Origin of the sequence: Streptomyces sp. NPDC002734, assembly GCF_040295685.1 — a bacterium.
GTDB lineage: Bacteria > Actinomycetota > Actinomycetes > Streptomycetales > Streptomycetaceae > Streptomyces.
Genome location: NZ_JBEOVU010000032.1, coordinates 55,527 through 69,396 on the forward strand (window position 1 = coordinate 55,527; position 13,870 = coordinate 69,396).

Consider the following 13,870-nt stretch of genomic DNA (forward strand, 5'->3'; position numbering starts at 1 on the left):
GGGTAGCCACTTGTGCGGGCGTGCTCGACCTCGACGAGGAGGAACCGTGGCCGGACCGGTACCAGGAGAGCCGCTGGCGCGGCTCGCGCAGTCGTACGGGGTGGCCACCGAGTACCGGCCGGCGCCGGACCGCGCGGTGGCCGTGCCCCAGGAGGCGGTGACCGCGGCGCTCGCCGCGCTGGGTGTGGACACGGCCGACCCCGCCGCCGCGCTGGCGACCAGGGAGCGCGAACTGGCCGAGCGGCTGCTGCCGCCCACCGTGGTGCTCCGCCCCGGGCGGGTGCCCGAGCTGCCCGAGGGCGCCGAGGTCCGCGTGGTCACCGAGGACGGGGAGACCCGCACCGGTCCCGCGGCGCTCGAGGACCTGCCGTACGGCGTCCACCGGCTCGCCGTCACCGCGCCCGACGGCCGCGCGGGCGAGGCCCACCTGATCGTCGCCCCCGACCGCGCGCCCGGCGTGGAGGGGCGGCACCGCGGACTGCTGGTCCAGCTCTACTCGCTGCTCTCGCACCGCTCCTGGGGCATGGGCGACCTGGGCGACCTCGCCGACCTGGCCGGCTGGGCGGGGCGCGCCCTGGACGTCGGCTTCGTGCAGCTCAACCCGCTGCACGCGAGCGTGCCCGGCCCGCCCGTGGACCCCTCCCCATACCGGCCGTCCTCCCGTCGCTTTCCCGACCCCCTCTACCTGCGGGTCGAGGACGTCCCCGAGTTCGCCCACGTCGCCGAGGAGGAACGCCCCGCGCTGCGCGCCCTGGCCGAGCAGGCCGCCCGGCTGCGCGAGGGCGTGCTGGAGAAGGACGCGTCGATCGACCGCGACGCCGTCTGGGACCTGAAGCGCCGCGCCCTGGAACTGGTGCGCGCGGTGCCCCTCGCGCCGGGCCGCCGCGCCGCGTACGCCGCGTTCGTGGCCCGGGAGGGGCGCGCGCTGGACGACCACGCGACCTGGTACGCCCTCGCCGAGGTGCACGGACCCGACTGGCACCGCTGGCCCGAGCGGCTGCGCGACCCACGGTCCCCGGAGACCTCCCGGGCGCGGCTCGAGCTCGCCGACCGCGTCGACCTCCACCGCTGGCTGACCTGGCTCACCGACGAACAGCTCGCCGCCGCCCGGCGCGCCGCCCACGAGGCCGGCATGGGCGTGGGCCTGATCCACGACCTCGCCGTCGGCGTCCACCCCGGCGGAGCGGACACCTGGGCGTTGCGGGACTGCTTCGCCGCCGGCATGTCGGTGGGCGCCCCGCCCGACGCGTTCAACGCCCACGGACAGGACTGGGGGCTGCCGCCCTGGCGGCCCGACCGGCTCGCCGAGACCGGCTACGCCCCGCTGCGGGACCTGCTGCGGGCCTGCTTCCGGCACGCGGGGGCGCTGCGCATCGACCACGTCATGGGCCTGTTCCGGCTCTGGTGGGTGCCGCAGGGCCGCCCGCCCACGGAGGGCGCCTACGTCCACTACGACGCCGAGGCCATGCTGGCGGTCCTGGTCCTGGAGGCCCACCGGGCCGGCGCCGCCGTCATCGGCGAGGACCTCGGCACGGTGGAGCCCGGCGTCCGGGAGGCCCTGCGGGAGCGGGGCGTGCTGGGCACGTCGGTGCTCTGGTTCGAACGCGACTGGGAGGGCGGCGGCCGCGTCCTGCCCCCGGAGAGCTGGCGGGCCGACTGCCTGGCCACCGTCACCACCCACGACCTGCCCCCCACCGCCTCGCGGATCGCCCACGACCACGTCGACCTGCGCCACCGGCTGGGCCTGCTCACCCGTCCGGTGGAACGCGAACGGGAGGAGGCGGCGGCCGAACTGGGGGAGTGGCTGGCGGAACTGGACGGCCGCGGGCTGCTGGACGGCACCCGCGAGGAGGACGTCGTCCGGGCCCTGCACCGCTTCCTGTGGCGCACCCCGGCCCGCCTGGCCGGTGTGTGGCTGCCCGACGGGGTGGGCGACCGGCGGCCGCAGAACGTCCCCGGCACCTGGGACGAATACCCCAACTGGCGGCTGCCCGTGGCCGACGGCGAGGGACGGCCCGTCACCCTGGAGGAACTCTCGTCCTCCCCGCGGCTGCACGCGCTCCTGGCGGCCCTGCGGGAACCGGTCGAGGAGGACGGGCGGCCGGAGCCACCCGGCTGACACACCCGCCGGAACGGCACCCCGGGCGCGCGGCCCCTGCCCGCGTCCGTTACCTTGGGCGCCGTGGACAAGAAGAACGCCCTGCGCACCGGCGCCCTGGCCGCCGGCACGACGCTGATGATGCTGCTCATGTCGTCCCCCGCGCTCGCGCTCACGCGCGACGACGGCGACGACCCCGGCACCGGCCTGAGCGTCATCGAGACGCTGGGCCTCTACGTCGTCGCCCCGCTCGTGCTCTTCGGGGTCGTCGCCGGTCTGGTGATGGTCCTGGACAAGTCCAAGGAGGAGCACCGGGTCACGTCGACCAACATCAGGACCAAGAACTCCTGACCCGGTCACCCGGTCGTCCGGCCGCCCGAGCGCGGCAGGCCGGAACAACAGCAGACCACTGAGGGTGCCGCCCTCGCGTCACGGCTACGGTCCGTGGGGCGAGGACGGCACCCTCGTCGCGTCCTCACCCCACGTGGAGCCGAGCGCCGTCAGGGGCCGTCGGCCGTGAGGTACCGCTGCACCGTCGGAGCGAGCCACGCCACGATCTCGTCGTGGCTCATCGCCGTCACCGTCGGCACCAGCAACAGGTAGCGCAGCACCGCCATGCCCACGAGTTGCGAGGCGATCAGCGCGGTCCGGCGCGGCACCTCGGCCGGGACCGGGCAGAAGCGCCCCACCGCCGGGCCGACCTGCCGTTCCAGCATCGCCTGCTGACGCCCCTCGTCCAGCCCCGAGGCCGCCGCCACCCGGAGCATCGCGGCCGGCGAGTCGTCCGCCTCCCAGCGCTGGAGGAAGTGCCGCACCAGCGCCTCGCCCGCCTCCTCGGGACGCACGCCGGCGAAGTCCGGTATCCGCAGGTCGATCTCCGACGCGGCGCGGAACAGCCCCTCCTTGCTGCCGTAGTAGCGCATCACCATGGCCGGGTCGATGCCCGCGTCCCGTGCGATGGCGCGGATGGTGGCCCGTTCGTAGCCGTCCGCGGCGAACCGGGCGATCGCCGCCGTGAGGATCGCCGCGCGGGTGGCGTCCGACCTGCGGGGGCGAGGCGGTCCGGCGTCGGCCGCCGGGGGACTGTTCTCGGTCATGTCAACAAACGTAGGCCAACGGCTGTTGACCGTCCAGGGTCGCGGGTCTAGCGTGGTCAACAAGCGTTGGCCAACAGGTGTTGACTCGCATTGCGGCAGGGTCGCGCCGAGGCCGCCGACCAACGGGAGGCCACCATGACCACCATGCACGGCACCACCCCGCACCCCGCCGACGACGCGGCCCGCTCCGTGGTCGTCGTCGGCGCCGGCCCCACCGGACTGCTCCTGGCCGGGGACCTCGCCGAGGCCGGGGTCCCCGTCACCCTCGTGGAGAAGCGCCCGCACCGGATCAGCAACCTCTCCCGCGCCCTGGTGGTGCACGCCAGGACCCTGGAGCAGCTGGACGCCCGCGGGCTCGCCGACGAGCTGGCCGGGATCGGACGTCCGCTCGGCAGCCTCCGCCTCTTCGGGCGGCTCTCGCTGGACCTCGGCTCGCTGCCCTCCCGCTTCCCCTACGTCCTGGTCGTCCCGCAGTACGAGGTGGAGCGGCTGCTCGAGCGGCGCGCCGTGAAGGCCGGGGTGCGCTTCGCCCACGAGCGGGAGGTGACCGGCCTGCGCCAGGACGCCGACGGGGTGGACGTCGAGGTCCGGACGATCGGCGGGGAGACGGAGACGCTGCGCGCCGCCTACCTGGTGGGCGCGGACGGGGTGCACAGCGCGGTCCGCGAGCTGGTGGGGCTCCCGTTCCCGGGGCGTTCGGTGATCCGCTCCCTGGTCCTCGCCGACGTGAGGCTGACCGAGGAACCCGGCTCGGTGCTCACGGCGGACGCCGGGCCGAACGGGTTCGCGCTGGTCGCCCCCTTCGGCGACGGCTACCACCGGGTGACCGGCTGGCGGCGGGGCCACGACCGGCCGGACAGCGACCCGGTGGACCTGGAGGAGGTCCGCGAGATCGTCCGCGGAGCCCTCGGCACCGACTTCGGCATGCACGACCCGCGCTGGATGTCCCGCATCCACAGCGACGAGCGGCAGGCCCCGTCCTACCGGGTCGGCCGCGTCCTGCTGGCCGGCGACGCCGCGCACGTCCACTCCCCGGCGGGAGGTCAGGGGATGAACACGGGGCTGCAGGACGCCGCCAACCTCGGCTGGAAGCTGGCGGCGGTGCTCGGCGGGCACGCCGCCCCGGAACTGCTCGACACCTACGAGAGCGAACGTCATCCGGTGGGGCGGATGGTGCTGCTGGGCAGCGGCGCCCTGATCCGGGGTGCTCTGGCCCACGGCCCGGCCGCCCGCCTGCTGCGCGCGACGGCGCTGGCCGCGGCGAGCCGGGTGGGGCCGGTGTGGCGGCGGGGCACCGCGATGGTCAGCGGCATCGGTATCCGTTACCGCCGGCCGCGCGGCGCCCACCGGGTGGTCGGCGCCAGGGTGCCGGACGTTCCGCTGGCCGGCGGTGGCCGCCTGTACGAGGCCTTGCGCGGCGGACGGTTCGTGCTGCTGGCCCCGCCCGGGCTCGACCTCGCGCCCGGGGGCGAGCGCCTGGCCGTGGAGCGGTGGGCCGCCCCGCGCGGCACGGCGGTCCTGGTCCGCCCCGACGGCTACGCGGCCTGGGCCGCGGAGGAGGCCACCGCGGAGCAGGTGCGGGCCGCGGTGGGTGAGCACGTGGGCCGCGCTCCGGGCGAGCGCCTGGGCGAGCGTCTGGGCTGACCGGACCTCACTGTGGGAGCTGCGTGGGCCGGTGCTCCGTCGCGGCCAGCAACTCCCGCAGCATGTCCGCCAGTTCGGCGGCCCGGTGGTCGTCGAAGGCGTCCCGCACGGCCTGGTTCTGCTCGGCGAGCCCGGCGCCCACCGCCTCGTCGACGAGCGTGAGCCCGCGCTCGGTGAGGGAGACCCGCAGGCCGCGCCGGTCGTCCGGGTCGGGTGAGCGGGTCAGCAGCCCCGCCCGCTCCAGCTTGTCCAGTCGGCCGGTCATGCCGCCGGTGGTGAGCATCAGCGTGGTGGAGAGGTCGCGCGGGCTCAGTGTGTACGGCTCGCCCGAGCGGCGCAGCGTGGCCAGCACGTCGAACTCCCCGCGCGAGATGCCGAACGCGGAGTACGCCCGCTCCGCGCGCTCGCCCATCACCCGTGCGAGCCGGTAGATCCGCCCGAAGACCTCCATCCCCGGCGTCCGGAGGTCCGGGCGCTCCCGGGCCCACTGCTCGATGATCGCGTCGACGCCGTCCCGGGGCTGCTGGCCACTGCTGCTCATGTGCCGAGTATCGGCGTCGCCGGTGATCCCTCGCAAATAAGTCGCTTGCCGATAAGTAGCTTATTGCTAAGCTACTTGCAGTGACGATGACGGAGTGGTGACCGCGGGGGAGGTCCGGATGGGTGAGGGCAAGGGCACGGCGCGTCAAGGGGCGCCAGGAGAAGGCCGGTTGACGGCGTCGGCGGTGGTGAACGGCGTCGGGTCGGGGATGTACATCCCGTTCAGCCTGGTCTTCTTCCACCACGTCACCGGGCTTTCCTACGCCATGGTGGGGTCCGTGCTGACCGTGGCCGGCCTCGGCGGGATGGCGCTGGTGCCGTTCATCGGCACGGCGGTGGACCGCCACGGGGCGCGGCGGATGCTGCTGCTCTTCCACGCGATCCGGTTCGCCGGGTTCCTCGCCTACCCCTTCGCCGATTCCCTCGGAGCCTTCGCCGGCGTCGCCCTGTTGACGGTGACCGCCGAACGGGCCTACGCGGGCGTCCAGACGGTCCTGGTGGACGAGGTGGCCCGGGGCGCGGACAGGGACCGGTTGCAGGCCAGGCTGCGGGCCGTGGGCAACGCGGGCCTCGGCGCGGGGACGCTGATCGTCTCCCTGGTGGTCGGGATCCTGGGCCCGGCCGGCTACAACGGCACCGCGCTGGCCAACGCCGCGGCCTACGCGGTGGCGGCCCTGCTGCTGCGCGCGGTCCGGCCGGTACGGGAGAGCAAGGGCGAGGAGGCGGCGGACGCCGCCGCCCCGGGTTACCTGCTCGTCGTCCGGGACCGCCCGTTCCTGGTGCTCACCGGCGCGAACTTCTTCAACGCGCTCAGCTACACGGCGCTCTCGGTGCTGTTCCCGCTCTCCGTCGTCTCCCTGGGCGGTCCCGACGTGCTCACCGGCGTGGCCTTCGCCGTCAACACGGCGCTGTGCGCGGCGGCCGGCACCTACGTGGGGCACCTCGTGCGGCGCACGGGCGCGCGGCGGACCCGGGCGGCGGCGCTGGGATCGCTGCTCTTCGCGGCGGGTTTCCTGACCCAGCTCGCACTGGCGGCGGCCCGGCCGGACTCGGCGGCGGTGCTGACGGCCGCGCTGGTCGGTGGCGTGGTGGTCGTCACGGTGGGGGAGTTGGTGCACAGTCCGGCCGCCGACCTGCTCGCGGTGTCCGCCGCGCCGACCGCGGTGCGGGGGCGGTACATGGCGGTGTACCAGCTGTCCTGGTCGCTGGCGAAGGCGCTGGCGCCGGCGCTGTTCACCACGCTGCTGGCGCTGGACGGGCGGGTGCCGTGGGTCTTCCTGATCGGCACCTCGCTGGTGGCGGCGGGGCTGCTGGTGGCGGTGGAGCGGCGGCTGCCGGACAGCGCGGTGCGGGTCGCGCCGGCGGCGGAGCGGGTGGGGGTGGCGGCGTGAGGCGGACGTCGGATCAGGCGCGGGAGGCGCGGGATGTGCGAGAGGTGCAGGGCGTGCGGGAGGTGCGGGAGGTGCGGGACATGCGAGAGGCGGGGGAGGTGCGGGACGTGCGAGAGGCGCGGGATGCGCGGGGCCGGGGTCGGCGGGTGGCGCGGGGCGCCGGGGTGGCGGCTACGGTCGCCGGTCCCGTCGCGGCGGTGACCGGCCTGACCGTGGTGGCCACCGGTCTGGCCCAGGTGTTCTGGGGCGGGACCTACGTGGTGACGACCGAGTTCCTGCCGCCCGACCGCCCGCTGTTCACGGCGCTGATGCGGGCGCTGCCCGCCGGGCTCCTGCTGCTGGCGGTCACCCGCGTGCTGCCGCGCGGCGACTGGTGGTGGCGTGCGGCGGCCCTGGGGGCGCTGAACATCGGGGCCTTCTTCCCGCTGCTGTTCCTCGCCGCGTACCGGATGCCGGGCGGGATGGCCGCGGTCGCCGGGTCGGTGGGGCCACTGCTGGTGGCCGGACTGGGGGCGGTGCTGCTGTCCGAGCGGGTACGGGCCCGGACCGTGGTGACGGGCCTGGCGGCGGTGGCCGGGGTGGCGCTGGTCATGGCGCCGGGCATCGGCACGGTCGATGCGGTCGGCATGGCCGCGGCGTTCGGCTCGGCGGGGGCGATGTCGCTCGGCACGGTCCTCGGCAAGCGGTGGGGGAGGCCGGCGGGGGTCGGTCCGCTCGCGCTGACGGGCTGGCAGCTGACGGCGGGCGGGCTGGTCATCGCGCCGCTCGCCCTGGCCGTCGAGGGGGCGCCGCCCGCGATCGACGGAGCGGGGGCGGCCGGGTACGCGTACCTCGCCCTGGTCAACACGGCGCTGGCGTACTGGCTGTGGTTCCGCGGGCTGGGACGGATGACGGCCACGGGCGTCGCGTTCCTGGTGCCGCTGTCGCCGCTGACCGCGACGGTCCTGGGGTGGGGGCTGCTGGGGGAGGCCCTCACGGCGATGCAGGTGGTGGGCATGGCGGTGGCCCTCGGGGCGACGGTGGCCGGGCAGACCTCGCTGCGTCTCCGGCGGCGCGCGGGTGGCGGCGCGGCTGCGACGCCGCGACCGCCGTCGCGGCAGGCGTCCCGGCCGGGGTCCCGGTCGCGATCGCGGGAGCACACTCGGGCGTGACGTTTCCTCGTGGGCCCGCGTCGAGGTCCGGTTCCGCGCGGCCGGCCTGACGGGGCAGTCCCGACGCCAGCCGCGGCGGCACGCGCGGTGGGCGCGCCGCCACGTGCGCGGGCGCGGTTCCGTCCACGGGGCCCGACCCGGTGCCCAGCGGAGCCCGACCCGGTGCGCGTGAACCCGTCCCGGTCCGGCCCTGGTTCGCAGTGGGGTCCCACCTGGTTCGCAGGAGCCCGTTCCGGCCGACGGCAGGCCCGCCCCGGTCCGCGGTGGACCCGCCACTGTCGGCGTCAGACTCCCCGGGCAGCACGGGGGCCGAACGCGGGCCGAACGCGAGCAGAACGGGGCGGAAAGCGGGCGGAAGGGCCGGGCCCCCCCCGCCCGACGGGTCAGGGTCTGGCGGGGCGGGGCCCGGGGGCGAGGTGGCCGGTGCGCGGGCGCTCGCGCCAGAGGCGCAGGCCCGTGTCGACCAGCTCCACGTGGTCGAGTTCCGCGACCGCCGACAGCGGATGCCACGCCGCCATGTCCGTCGATCCGCCGACCTCGTTGCGCAGCGACCCACCGTTGATGCGCGCCTCGTACACCACGCGCAGTCCGTGGAAGTCGGCCCGCGCCCCCAGCCGCCGCGGATAGGACCGGCGCACCGAGTCCACGCCGAGGAGGGTCACCGGTTCGACGTCGAAACCGGTCTCCTCCTCCACCTCCCGCACCACGGTGTCGTAGGGGTCCTCGCCGTGGTCCATGCCGCCGCCCGGCAGGGTCCAGCGCCGCGTACCGTCGCCCGCGACCCACCGCGCCAGCAGCACCTGCTCGTCCCGCACGCAGACGGCGTAGGCCGCCACCCTCAACTCCTCATGCATACCCAGACGTTACGGCAGGACCACGGACCCGGCAGCTCGACGCGGTGGGCGGACGCCACCCGCGTGGTGCCGCCGTCCGCCACCGGGCCCTCCGCCACCGGGCCGTCGACACGCCGCCGGGCCGCCACCCCGTCGTCACACGCGACACGCCAGTCACACGGTGTGGCGGGATTACGCCATGGCAGCAATACGCCTCCGGCAACTCTCCCCAAACTCCCTACTCATAGGTAAAGCTGAGCGGTCATCCGGACCATTTCTCCGGATGTCGGCGATCCCGGGCATTGGCGCCCGCGCGACGCCCTCCTCACTTTCCTTCACTCGCAAGGGAAATCGATGACCTCTCATCCCGAGCGCACCCAGATATCGGGCGCGAGACGCGCTGCGCGCATCGCCGTCGCCGCGGGTCTGGTGGCGGCGCTCTCCGCGGCCGGGCCGATACCCATGGCCTTCGCCGCCGACGCGGCCTCCGCGGCCGACCAGCCCACCCCGGGCAAGTCGGCCCACGACAAGCTGGGTTCGGAAGACGCCGAACTCCTCGCCGCCGCCCAGGCGGAGGGCGAGAAGAACGTCACCATGATGGTGATCACCGAGCCCGGACAGACCGAGCAGGTCGCCGAGCAGCTCGACGCCGTCAAGGGCGCGTCGGTGGGCAAGTCCTACGACAAGCTCGGTTACGTCCGCGCCACGGTTCCCACCGGCAAGGCGGAGTCGGCCATCGCGGCCGCCGTCAAGCTCTCCTCCGTCCAGGGCATCGACCTGGACAAGGAGGTCAAGCTGGACGACCCGCGTCCGGACGCCGGCAAGAAGACCTCCGGCGCCGAGGCCACCGGCACCTACGCGGGCCCCGGTGCGAGCACCCCGGCGAAGAACCCGTACAACCCGTCCTTCGAGACGGGCGCGGTCGACTTCGTCAAGCAGAACCCCAAGGCCGACGGCCGCGGCGTCACCATCGGCATCCTGGACTCCGGCGTGGACCTCGGTCACCCGGCGCTCCAGAAGACCACCACCGGCGAGCGCAAGATCGTCGACTGGGTGACCGCCACCGACCCGATCGTCGACTCCGACGCCACCTGGCGTCCGATGATCAACCCGGTCTCCGGCACCAGCTTCACCTACGGCGGCCGCACCTGGACCGCGCCCGCGGGCGAGCACAACGTGCAGCTGTTCAAGGAGTCGTACACCGCGGGCGGCGACGCCGCGGGTGACGCCAACCGTGACGGCGACACCACCGACGTGTGGGGCGTGCTCTACGACGCGGCCGCCGGCACCGTCACCGTCGACCTGAACAACAACGGCGACTTCACGGACGAGACCGTGATGAAGCCGTACAAGGAAGACCACCAGGTCGGCTGGTTCGGCAAGGACGACCCGGCCACCGACGTCGCCGAGCGCCAGCCGTTCGTCGTCGAGATCCGCAAGGACGTCCCGATGGACCCCTACGGGGGCACCTGGGTCGGCCAGAAGCGCGACTTCGTCAACATCGGCGTCATCGAGAGCGAGCACGGCACCCACGTCGCCGGCATCACCGCCGCCAACGGCCTGTTCGGCGGCAAGATGAACGGCGCCGCCCCCGGCGCCAAGCTGGTCTCCGCGCGCGCCTGCACCTGGACCGGCGGCTGCACCGCCGTCGCCCTCACCGAGGGCATGATGGACCTGGTCGTCAACCGCGGCGTCGACATCGTCAACATGTCGATCGGCGGTCTCCCGGCGCTGAACAACGGCGACAACGACCGTTCGCGTCTCTACACGCGCCTCATCGACGAGTACGGCGTCCAGCTGGTGATCTCCGCGGGCAACTCCGGCCCCGGCGTCAACACCATCGGCGACCCCGCCCTCTCCGACAAGGTCATCTCGGTCGGCGCGACCGTCTCCAAGGAGACCTGGGCCGCCAACTACGGCTCCGTCGTGGAGAAGGACTACGCGATGATGCCGTTCTCCTCGCGCGGTCCGCGTGAGGACGGCGGTTTCACCCCGACCCTCTCCGCCCCGGGCGCGTCGATCAACACCACGCAGACCTGGCTCCCCGGCGGCCCCGTCGCCGAGGCCGGCTACGCGCTCCCGGCCGGCTACTCGATGCTTCAGGGCACTTCGATGGCCTCCCCGCAGGCCACCGGCGCTACCGCGCTGCTCATCAGCGCCGCCAAGCAGAAGAAGATCGACCTCGCCCCGGCGAAGCTGCGCACCGCGCTGACCTCGACGGCGAACCAGATCCCCGGTGTCCAGGCCTACGAGCAGGGCGCCGGTCTGATCGACATCGTCGGCGCCTGGGACTCCATCAAGCGCAACGCCAAGGCCCACGAGTACACGGTCAAGGCCCCCGTCGACACCAACATCGACTGGGCGCTGGCCGAGCCGGGCTTCGGCACCGGCCTGTACGACCGTGAGGGCGGCATCAAGGTCGGCGAGCGCAAGGTGTACGACGTCGTCGTCACCCGCACCTCCGGCTCCAAGGCGAGCGTGCTGCACAAGCTGTCGCTGAAGAACAACTACGGCCGCACCTTCGACATCGTCGGCAGCGAGCTGGTTCTCCTTCCGCTGAACAAGCCGGTCACCGTCAAGGTCGCCGCCAAACCCGGCTCGCTGGGCATGCACAGCGCGATCCTCGAGGTGAACGACCCGTTCACCGAGGGCGTCGACCAGCAGATCATGACCTCCGTGATCGCCGCCTCGGCCGTGAAGAACACCTTCGCGGCCTCGGGCACCGTGCAGCGCAACAGCCACAAGTCCTACTTCGTGACCGTCCCCGAGGGCGCCACCTCCCTCGAGGTCGCGCTGAGCGGCCTGGCCGACAAGAGCCAGACCCGCTTCATCTCGATCCACCCGTACGGCGTGCCCTCGGACCCGACGTCGACCGTGAACTGCTACCCGAACTACCCGGGCGGCGACGGCGGCTGCAAGCCCCAGGCCCGCTTCTACGCGCCCACCCCGGGCGTCTGGGAGATCGAGGTCGAGTCGCGGCGCACCTCGCCGCTGCTGAACAACCCGTACAAGCTCGACGTCACCCTGCTGGGCGCCACGTTCGAGCCGGAGACCCTCGAGATCCCCGCGGCCAAGGTCGGCGAGCCCGCCGCGGCCGAGTGGACGGTGGAGAACAAGTTCGCCGCGTTCGAGGGCAAGCTGGTCGGCGGCTCGCTCGGCTCGTCCAAGACGGACCGTCCGACCATCGCCAACCACGAGGTCCAGGAGTTCACCGTCGAGGTGCCCGCGGGCGCCGAGGCGCTGAACGTGTCCATCGGCAACGTCTCCGACACCGCCGCGGACCTCGACCTCAACATCTACAACGCGGCGGGCACGAAGGTCGGCTCCTCCGCGGACGGTGACTCCGAGGAGTCCGTCTCCCTGAAGGCGCCGGCCGCCGGCACCTACACCGTCGAGGTCGACGGCTACTCGATCCCGAGCGGCTCGACCCAGTACGACTACCTCGACGTGTTCTTCTCCGAGGCGCTCGGCACCGTCGCGGTGGACGGCACCCCGGTGAAGCTCGCGGAGGGCGGCAAGGCCTCCTTCTCGGGCACCGTCACCGTCGGCGCGCCGGCCCCCGCGGGACGTGAGTTCTTCGGTCAGGTCCAGCTCGTCAACGCCAACGGCACCCCGGCGGGCGTCGGCAGCGTGAAGATCGGCAGCGTCACCGAGTAAGGCGTCACCGGTAACCGGCTCGCGGCCCCGGCCGCGACAGGGTGACGAAGGGGCGGGCGTCCATCACCGGACGCCCGCCCCCTTCCTTTGCCCCGGGTCCCCCTCACGTCAGGGGCCGGCCCCCTCACTCCGTCGGGCAGACTCCTCCGTCGTCGTCGGGGCGGGCGGCGTCGAGTTCCGCGCGCTCGGCGGCGAGGCGGTCGCCGGTGGCCCACCAGCCGTCCGACGCCCCCTGGGTGACCAGGGCCCGGGTGCCGACCGGCAGGTCGGTGCGGGCCTCCTCGGGGAGCACCGTCACCGCGACGGGCGCCTCGGACGCCTCCTGCTCCGGCACCCAGTACCGCTCCGCCTCCAGCGTCACCTGGACGTGGCCGTCGGGCAGCGGACGCAGACGCACGACCGTGCCCTCGACGACCAGGCTCGCGCAGGCGAGGGCCGGACGGTCGGGGGACGAACCGGGGGCCGCCGCCTTCTCGTCGGCTCCCAGGTCCGGCTTCGCCCGGGCGTCCGAGGCCGAGTAGGAGGCGTCGCCGCGGACGGCGCCCGTCGCCCCGAGGTACATCACCCCGGTGACCGCGGCCGCGGCGGCCAGTGCGGCGCTCCACACCACGGCGGACCGCCGTCGCGCACGGCGGCGCGCCGCGAGCGCGTCGGGCGGGGCGGGGGCAGCGGCGTCGGGCGGGACGGGTGCAGCGGCGGCGGGCGCGGTCGGCGCGGCGGCGAGCGCGTCGCCGATGTCCCGCAGCGCCCCGCGCAGCAGCAGCACGTCCGCCTCGGCCGCCTCGTGGGCGGCGCGCGTGCGCTCGTCCGCGTCCGGCGCGACGGGGTCACCGTTCAGCACCGCCAGCAGCGGGTCGTACTCGTGTCCGGCGGGCATCCTCACACCACCTCGTCCTCGTGCAGACGGGCCCGCAGTGCCCGCACCGCGCTGTGCAGCCGGCTCTTCACCGTGCCCTCCGGCACGCCCAGCTCCGCCGCGATGTCCCGCACGGCCAGGTCGGCGTAGAACCGCAGCGTGACCACCTGCCGCTGGGCGTCGGTCAGCTCGTCCAGGCCGTGCGCCACGGACAGCTGGAGCACGCTCGACTCCTCGCCGGACGGCTGCTCGGCCGGCCGCAGCGAGGCCAGGCGCTCGCCCACCCGCTCCTGGCGGCGGCGGGCCCGGTGCCAGTCCATCGCCCAGTTGGACGCCACCACCGCGGCCCACGCCGACACGTCCCGCGGGGCCTCCTTGCCGGCGGCGGACCGCTCCAGCAGACGCAGCCGCACATGCTGCACCCCGTCCACCAGGTCGGCCTGCGGCACCCCGCCGAGCGCCAGCACCGCCCGCACCCGCCGTTCCTGCTCAGGCTCCAGCGGGTCGGCGGGGTCGGCCCCCGCCGCGCCTCTGAAACGCACCCGTCCGCGCAGCACGCCGCCCCTCCCGTCACGCACCTTCGCCCCTACGACGCCGGACGAC

The 13,870-nt window shown here is 74.4% G+C and carries 11 protein-coding genes; 6 read left to right on the forward strand and 5 right to left on the reverse strand.

Annotated features, from left to right (window positions below; translation table 11 throughout):
- Positions 1 to 46 precede the first annotated feature (46 nt).
- Entirely contained in the window at positions 47 to 2,119 is a 2,073-nt protein-coding gene (gene malQ / locus ABT026_RS25110) for a 4-alpha-glucanotransferase (protein WP_351117415.1), read from the forward strand.
- Positions 2,120 to 2,182: 63 nt separating this feature from the next.
- A complete protein-coding gene (locus ABT026_RS25115) occupies positions 2,183 to 2,449 on the forward strand; it encodes a hypothetical protein (RefSeq protein WP_351117416.1) in 267 nt (88 codons plus the stop codon).
- 149 nt (positions 2,450 to 2,598) lie between these two features.
- Here ABT026_RS25115 and ABT026_RS25120 read toward each other — a convergent pair whose 3' ends face one another.
- Positions 2,599 to 3,195, reverse strand: coding sequence for a TetR/AcrR family transcriptional regulator (locus tag ABT026_RS25120; protein WP_351117417.1), 597 nt, complete (start codon positions 3,193 to 3,195; stop codon positions 2,599 to 2,601).
- A 144-nt stretch (positions 3,196 to 3,339) separates the two neighbouring features.
- Here ABT026_RS25120 and ABT026_RS25125 point away from each other — a divergent pair, with 144 nt between their 5' ends.
- On the forward strand, positions 3,340 to 4,839 hold the full coding sequence (locus tag ABT026_RS25125) for an FAD-dependent monooxygenase (RefSeq protein WP_502968052.1): 1,500 nt from the start codon (positions 3,340 to 3,342) through the stop codon (positions 4,837 to 4,839).
- Between the two features lie 7 nt (positions 4,840 to 4,846).
- On the opposite strand, the gene ABT026_RS25130 is transcribed toward ABT026_RS25125, so the two are convergent.
- Positions 4,847 to 5,380, reverse strand: a complete 534-nt coding sequence (locus ABT026_RS25130) for a MarR family winged helix-turn-helix transcriptional regulator (protein ID WP_351117419.1) — start codon at positions 5,378 to 5,380, stop codon at positions 4,847 to 4,849.
- A 169-nt stretch (positions 5,381 to 5,549) separates the two neighbouring features.
- Between ABT026_RS25130 and ABT026_RS25135 the strand changes: the two genes are divergently transcribed.
- Both ABT026_RS25135 and ABT026_RS25140 read left to right on the forward strand, forming a co-directional pair.
- Positions 5,550 to 6,770, forward strand: coding sequence for an MFS transporter (locus tag ABT026_RS25135; protein ID WP_351117420.1), 1,221 nt, complete (start codon positions 5,550 to 5,552; stop codon positions 6,768 to 6,770).
- Between the two features lie 197 nt (positions 6,771 to 6,967).
- Positions 6,968 to 7,921, forward strand: coding sequence for an EamA family transporter (locus ABT026_RS25140; RefSeq protein WP_351117421.1), 954 nt, complete (start codon positions 6,968 to 6,970; stop codon positions 7,919 to 7,921).
- A 383-nt stretch (positions 7,922 to 8,304) separates the two neighbouring features.
- Here the strand turns inward: ABT026_RS25140 and ABT026_RS25145 are convergent, their stop codons facing one another.
- Positions 8,305 to 8,775 (reverse strand): NUDIX hydrolase, encoded by a 471-nt coding sequence (locus ABT026_RS25145; RefSeq protein ID WP_351117422.1) that lies wholly within the window; start codon positions 8,773 to 8,775, stop codon positions 8,305 to 8,307.
- A gap of 333 nt (positions 8,776 to 9,108) precedes the next feature.
- Here ABT026_RS25145 and ABT026_RS25150 point away from each other — a divergent pair, with 333 nt between their 5' ends.
- A complete protein-coding gene (locus tag ABT026_RS25150; protein ID WP_351117423.1) occupies positions 9,109 to 12,411 on the forward strand; it encodes a S8 family serine peptidase in 3,303 nt (1,100 codons plus the stop codon).
- 124 nt (positions 12,412 to 12,535) lie between these two features.
- Here the strand turns inward: ABT026_RS25150 and ABT026_RS25155 are convergent, their stop codons facing one another.
- Together ABT026_RS25155 and ABT026_RS25160 are read right to left on the reverse strand one after the other, a co-directional pair.
- On the reverse strand, positions 12,536 to 13,288 hold the full coding sequence (locus tag ABT026_RS25155; protein ID WP_351117424.1) for a hypothetical protein: 753 nt from the start codon (positions 13,286 to 13,288) through the stop codon (positions 12,536 to 12,538).
- 2 nt (positions 13,289 to 13,290) lie between these two features.
- Positions 13,291 to 13,824, reverse strand: coding sequence for an RNA polymerase sigma factor (locus tag ABT026_RS25160; protein WP_351117446.1), 534 nt, complete (start codon positions 13,822 to 13,824; stop codon positions 13,291 to 13,293).
- Positions 13,825 to 13,870: the final 46 nt, after the last annotated feature.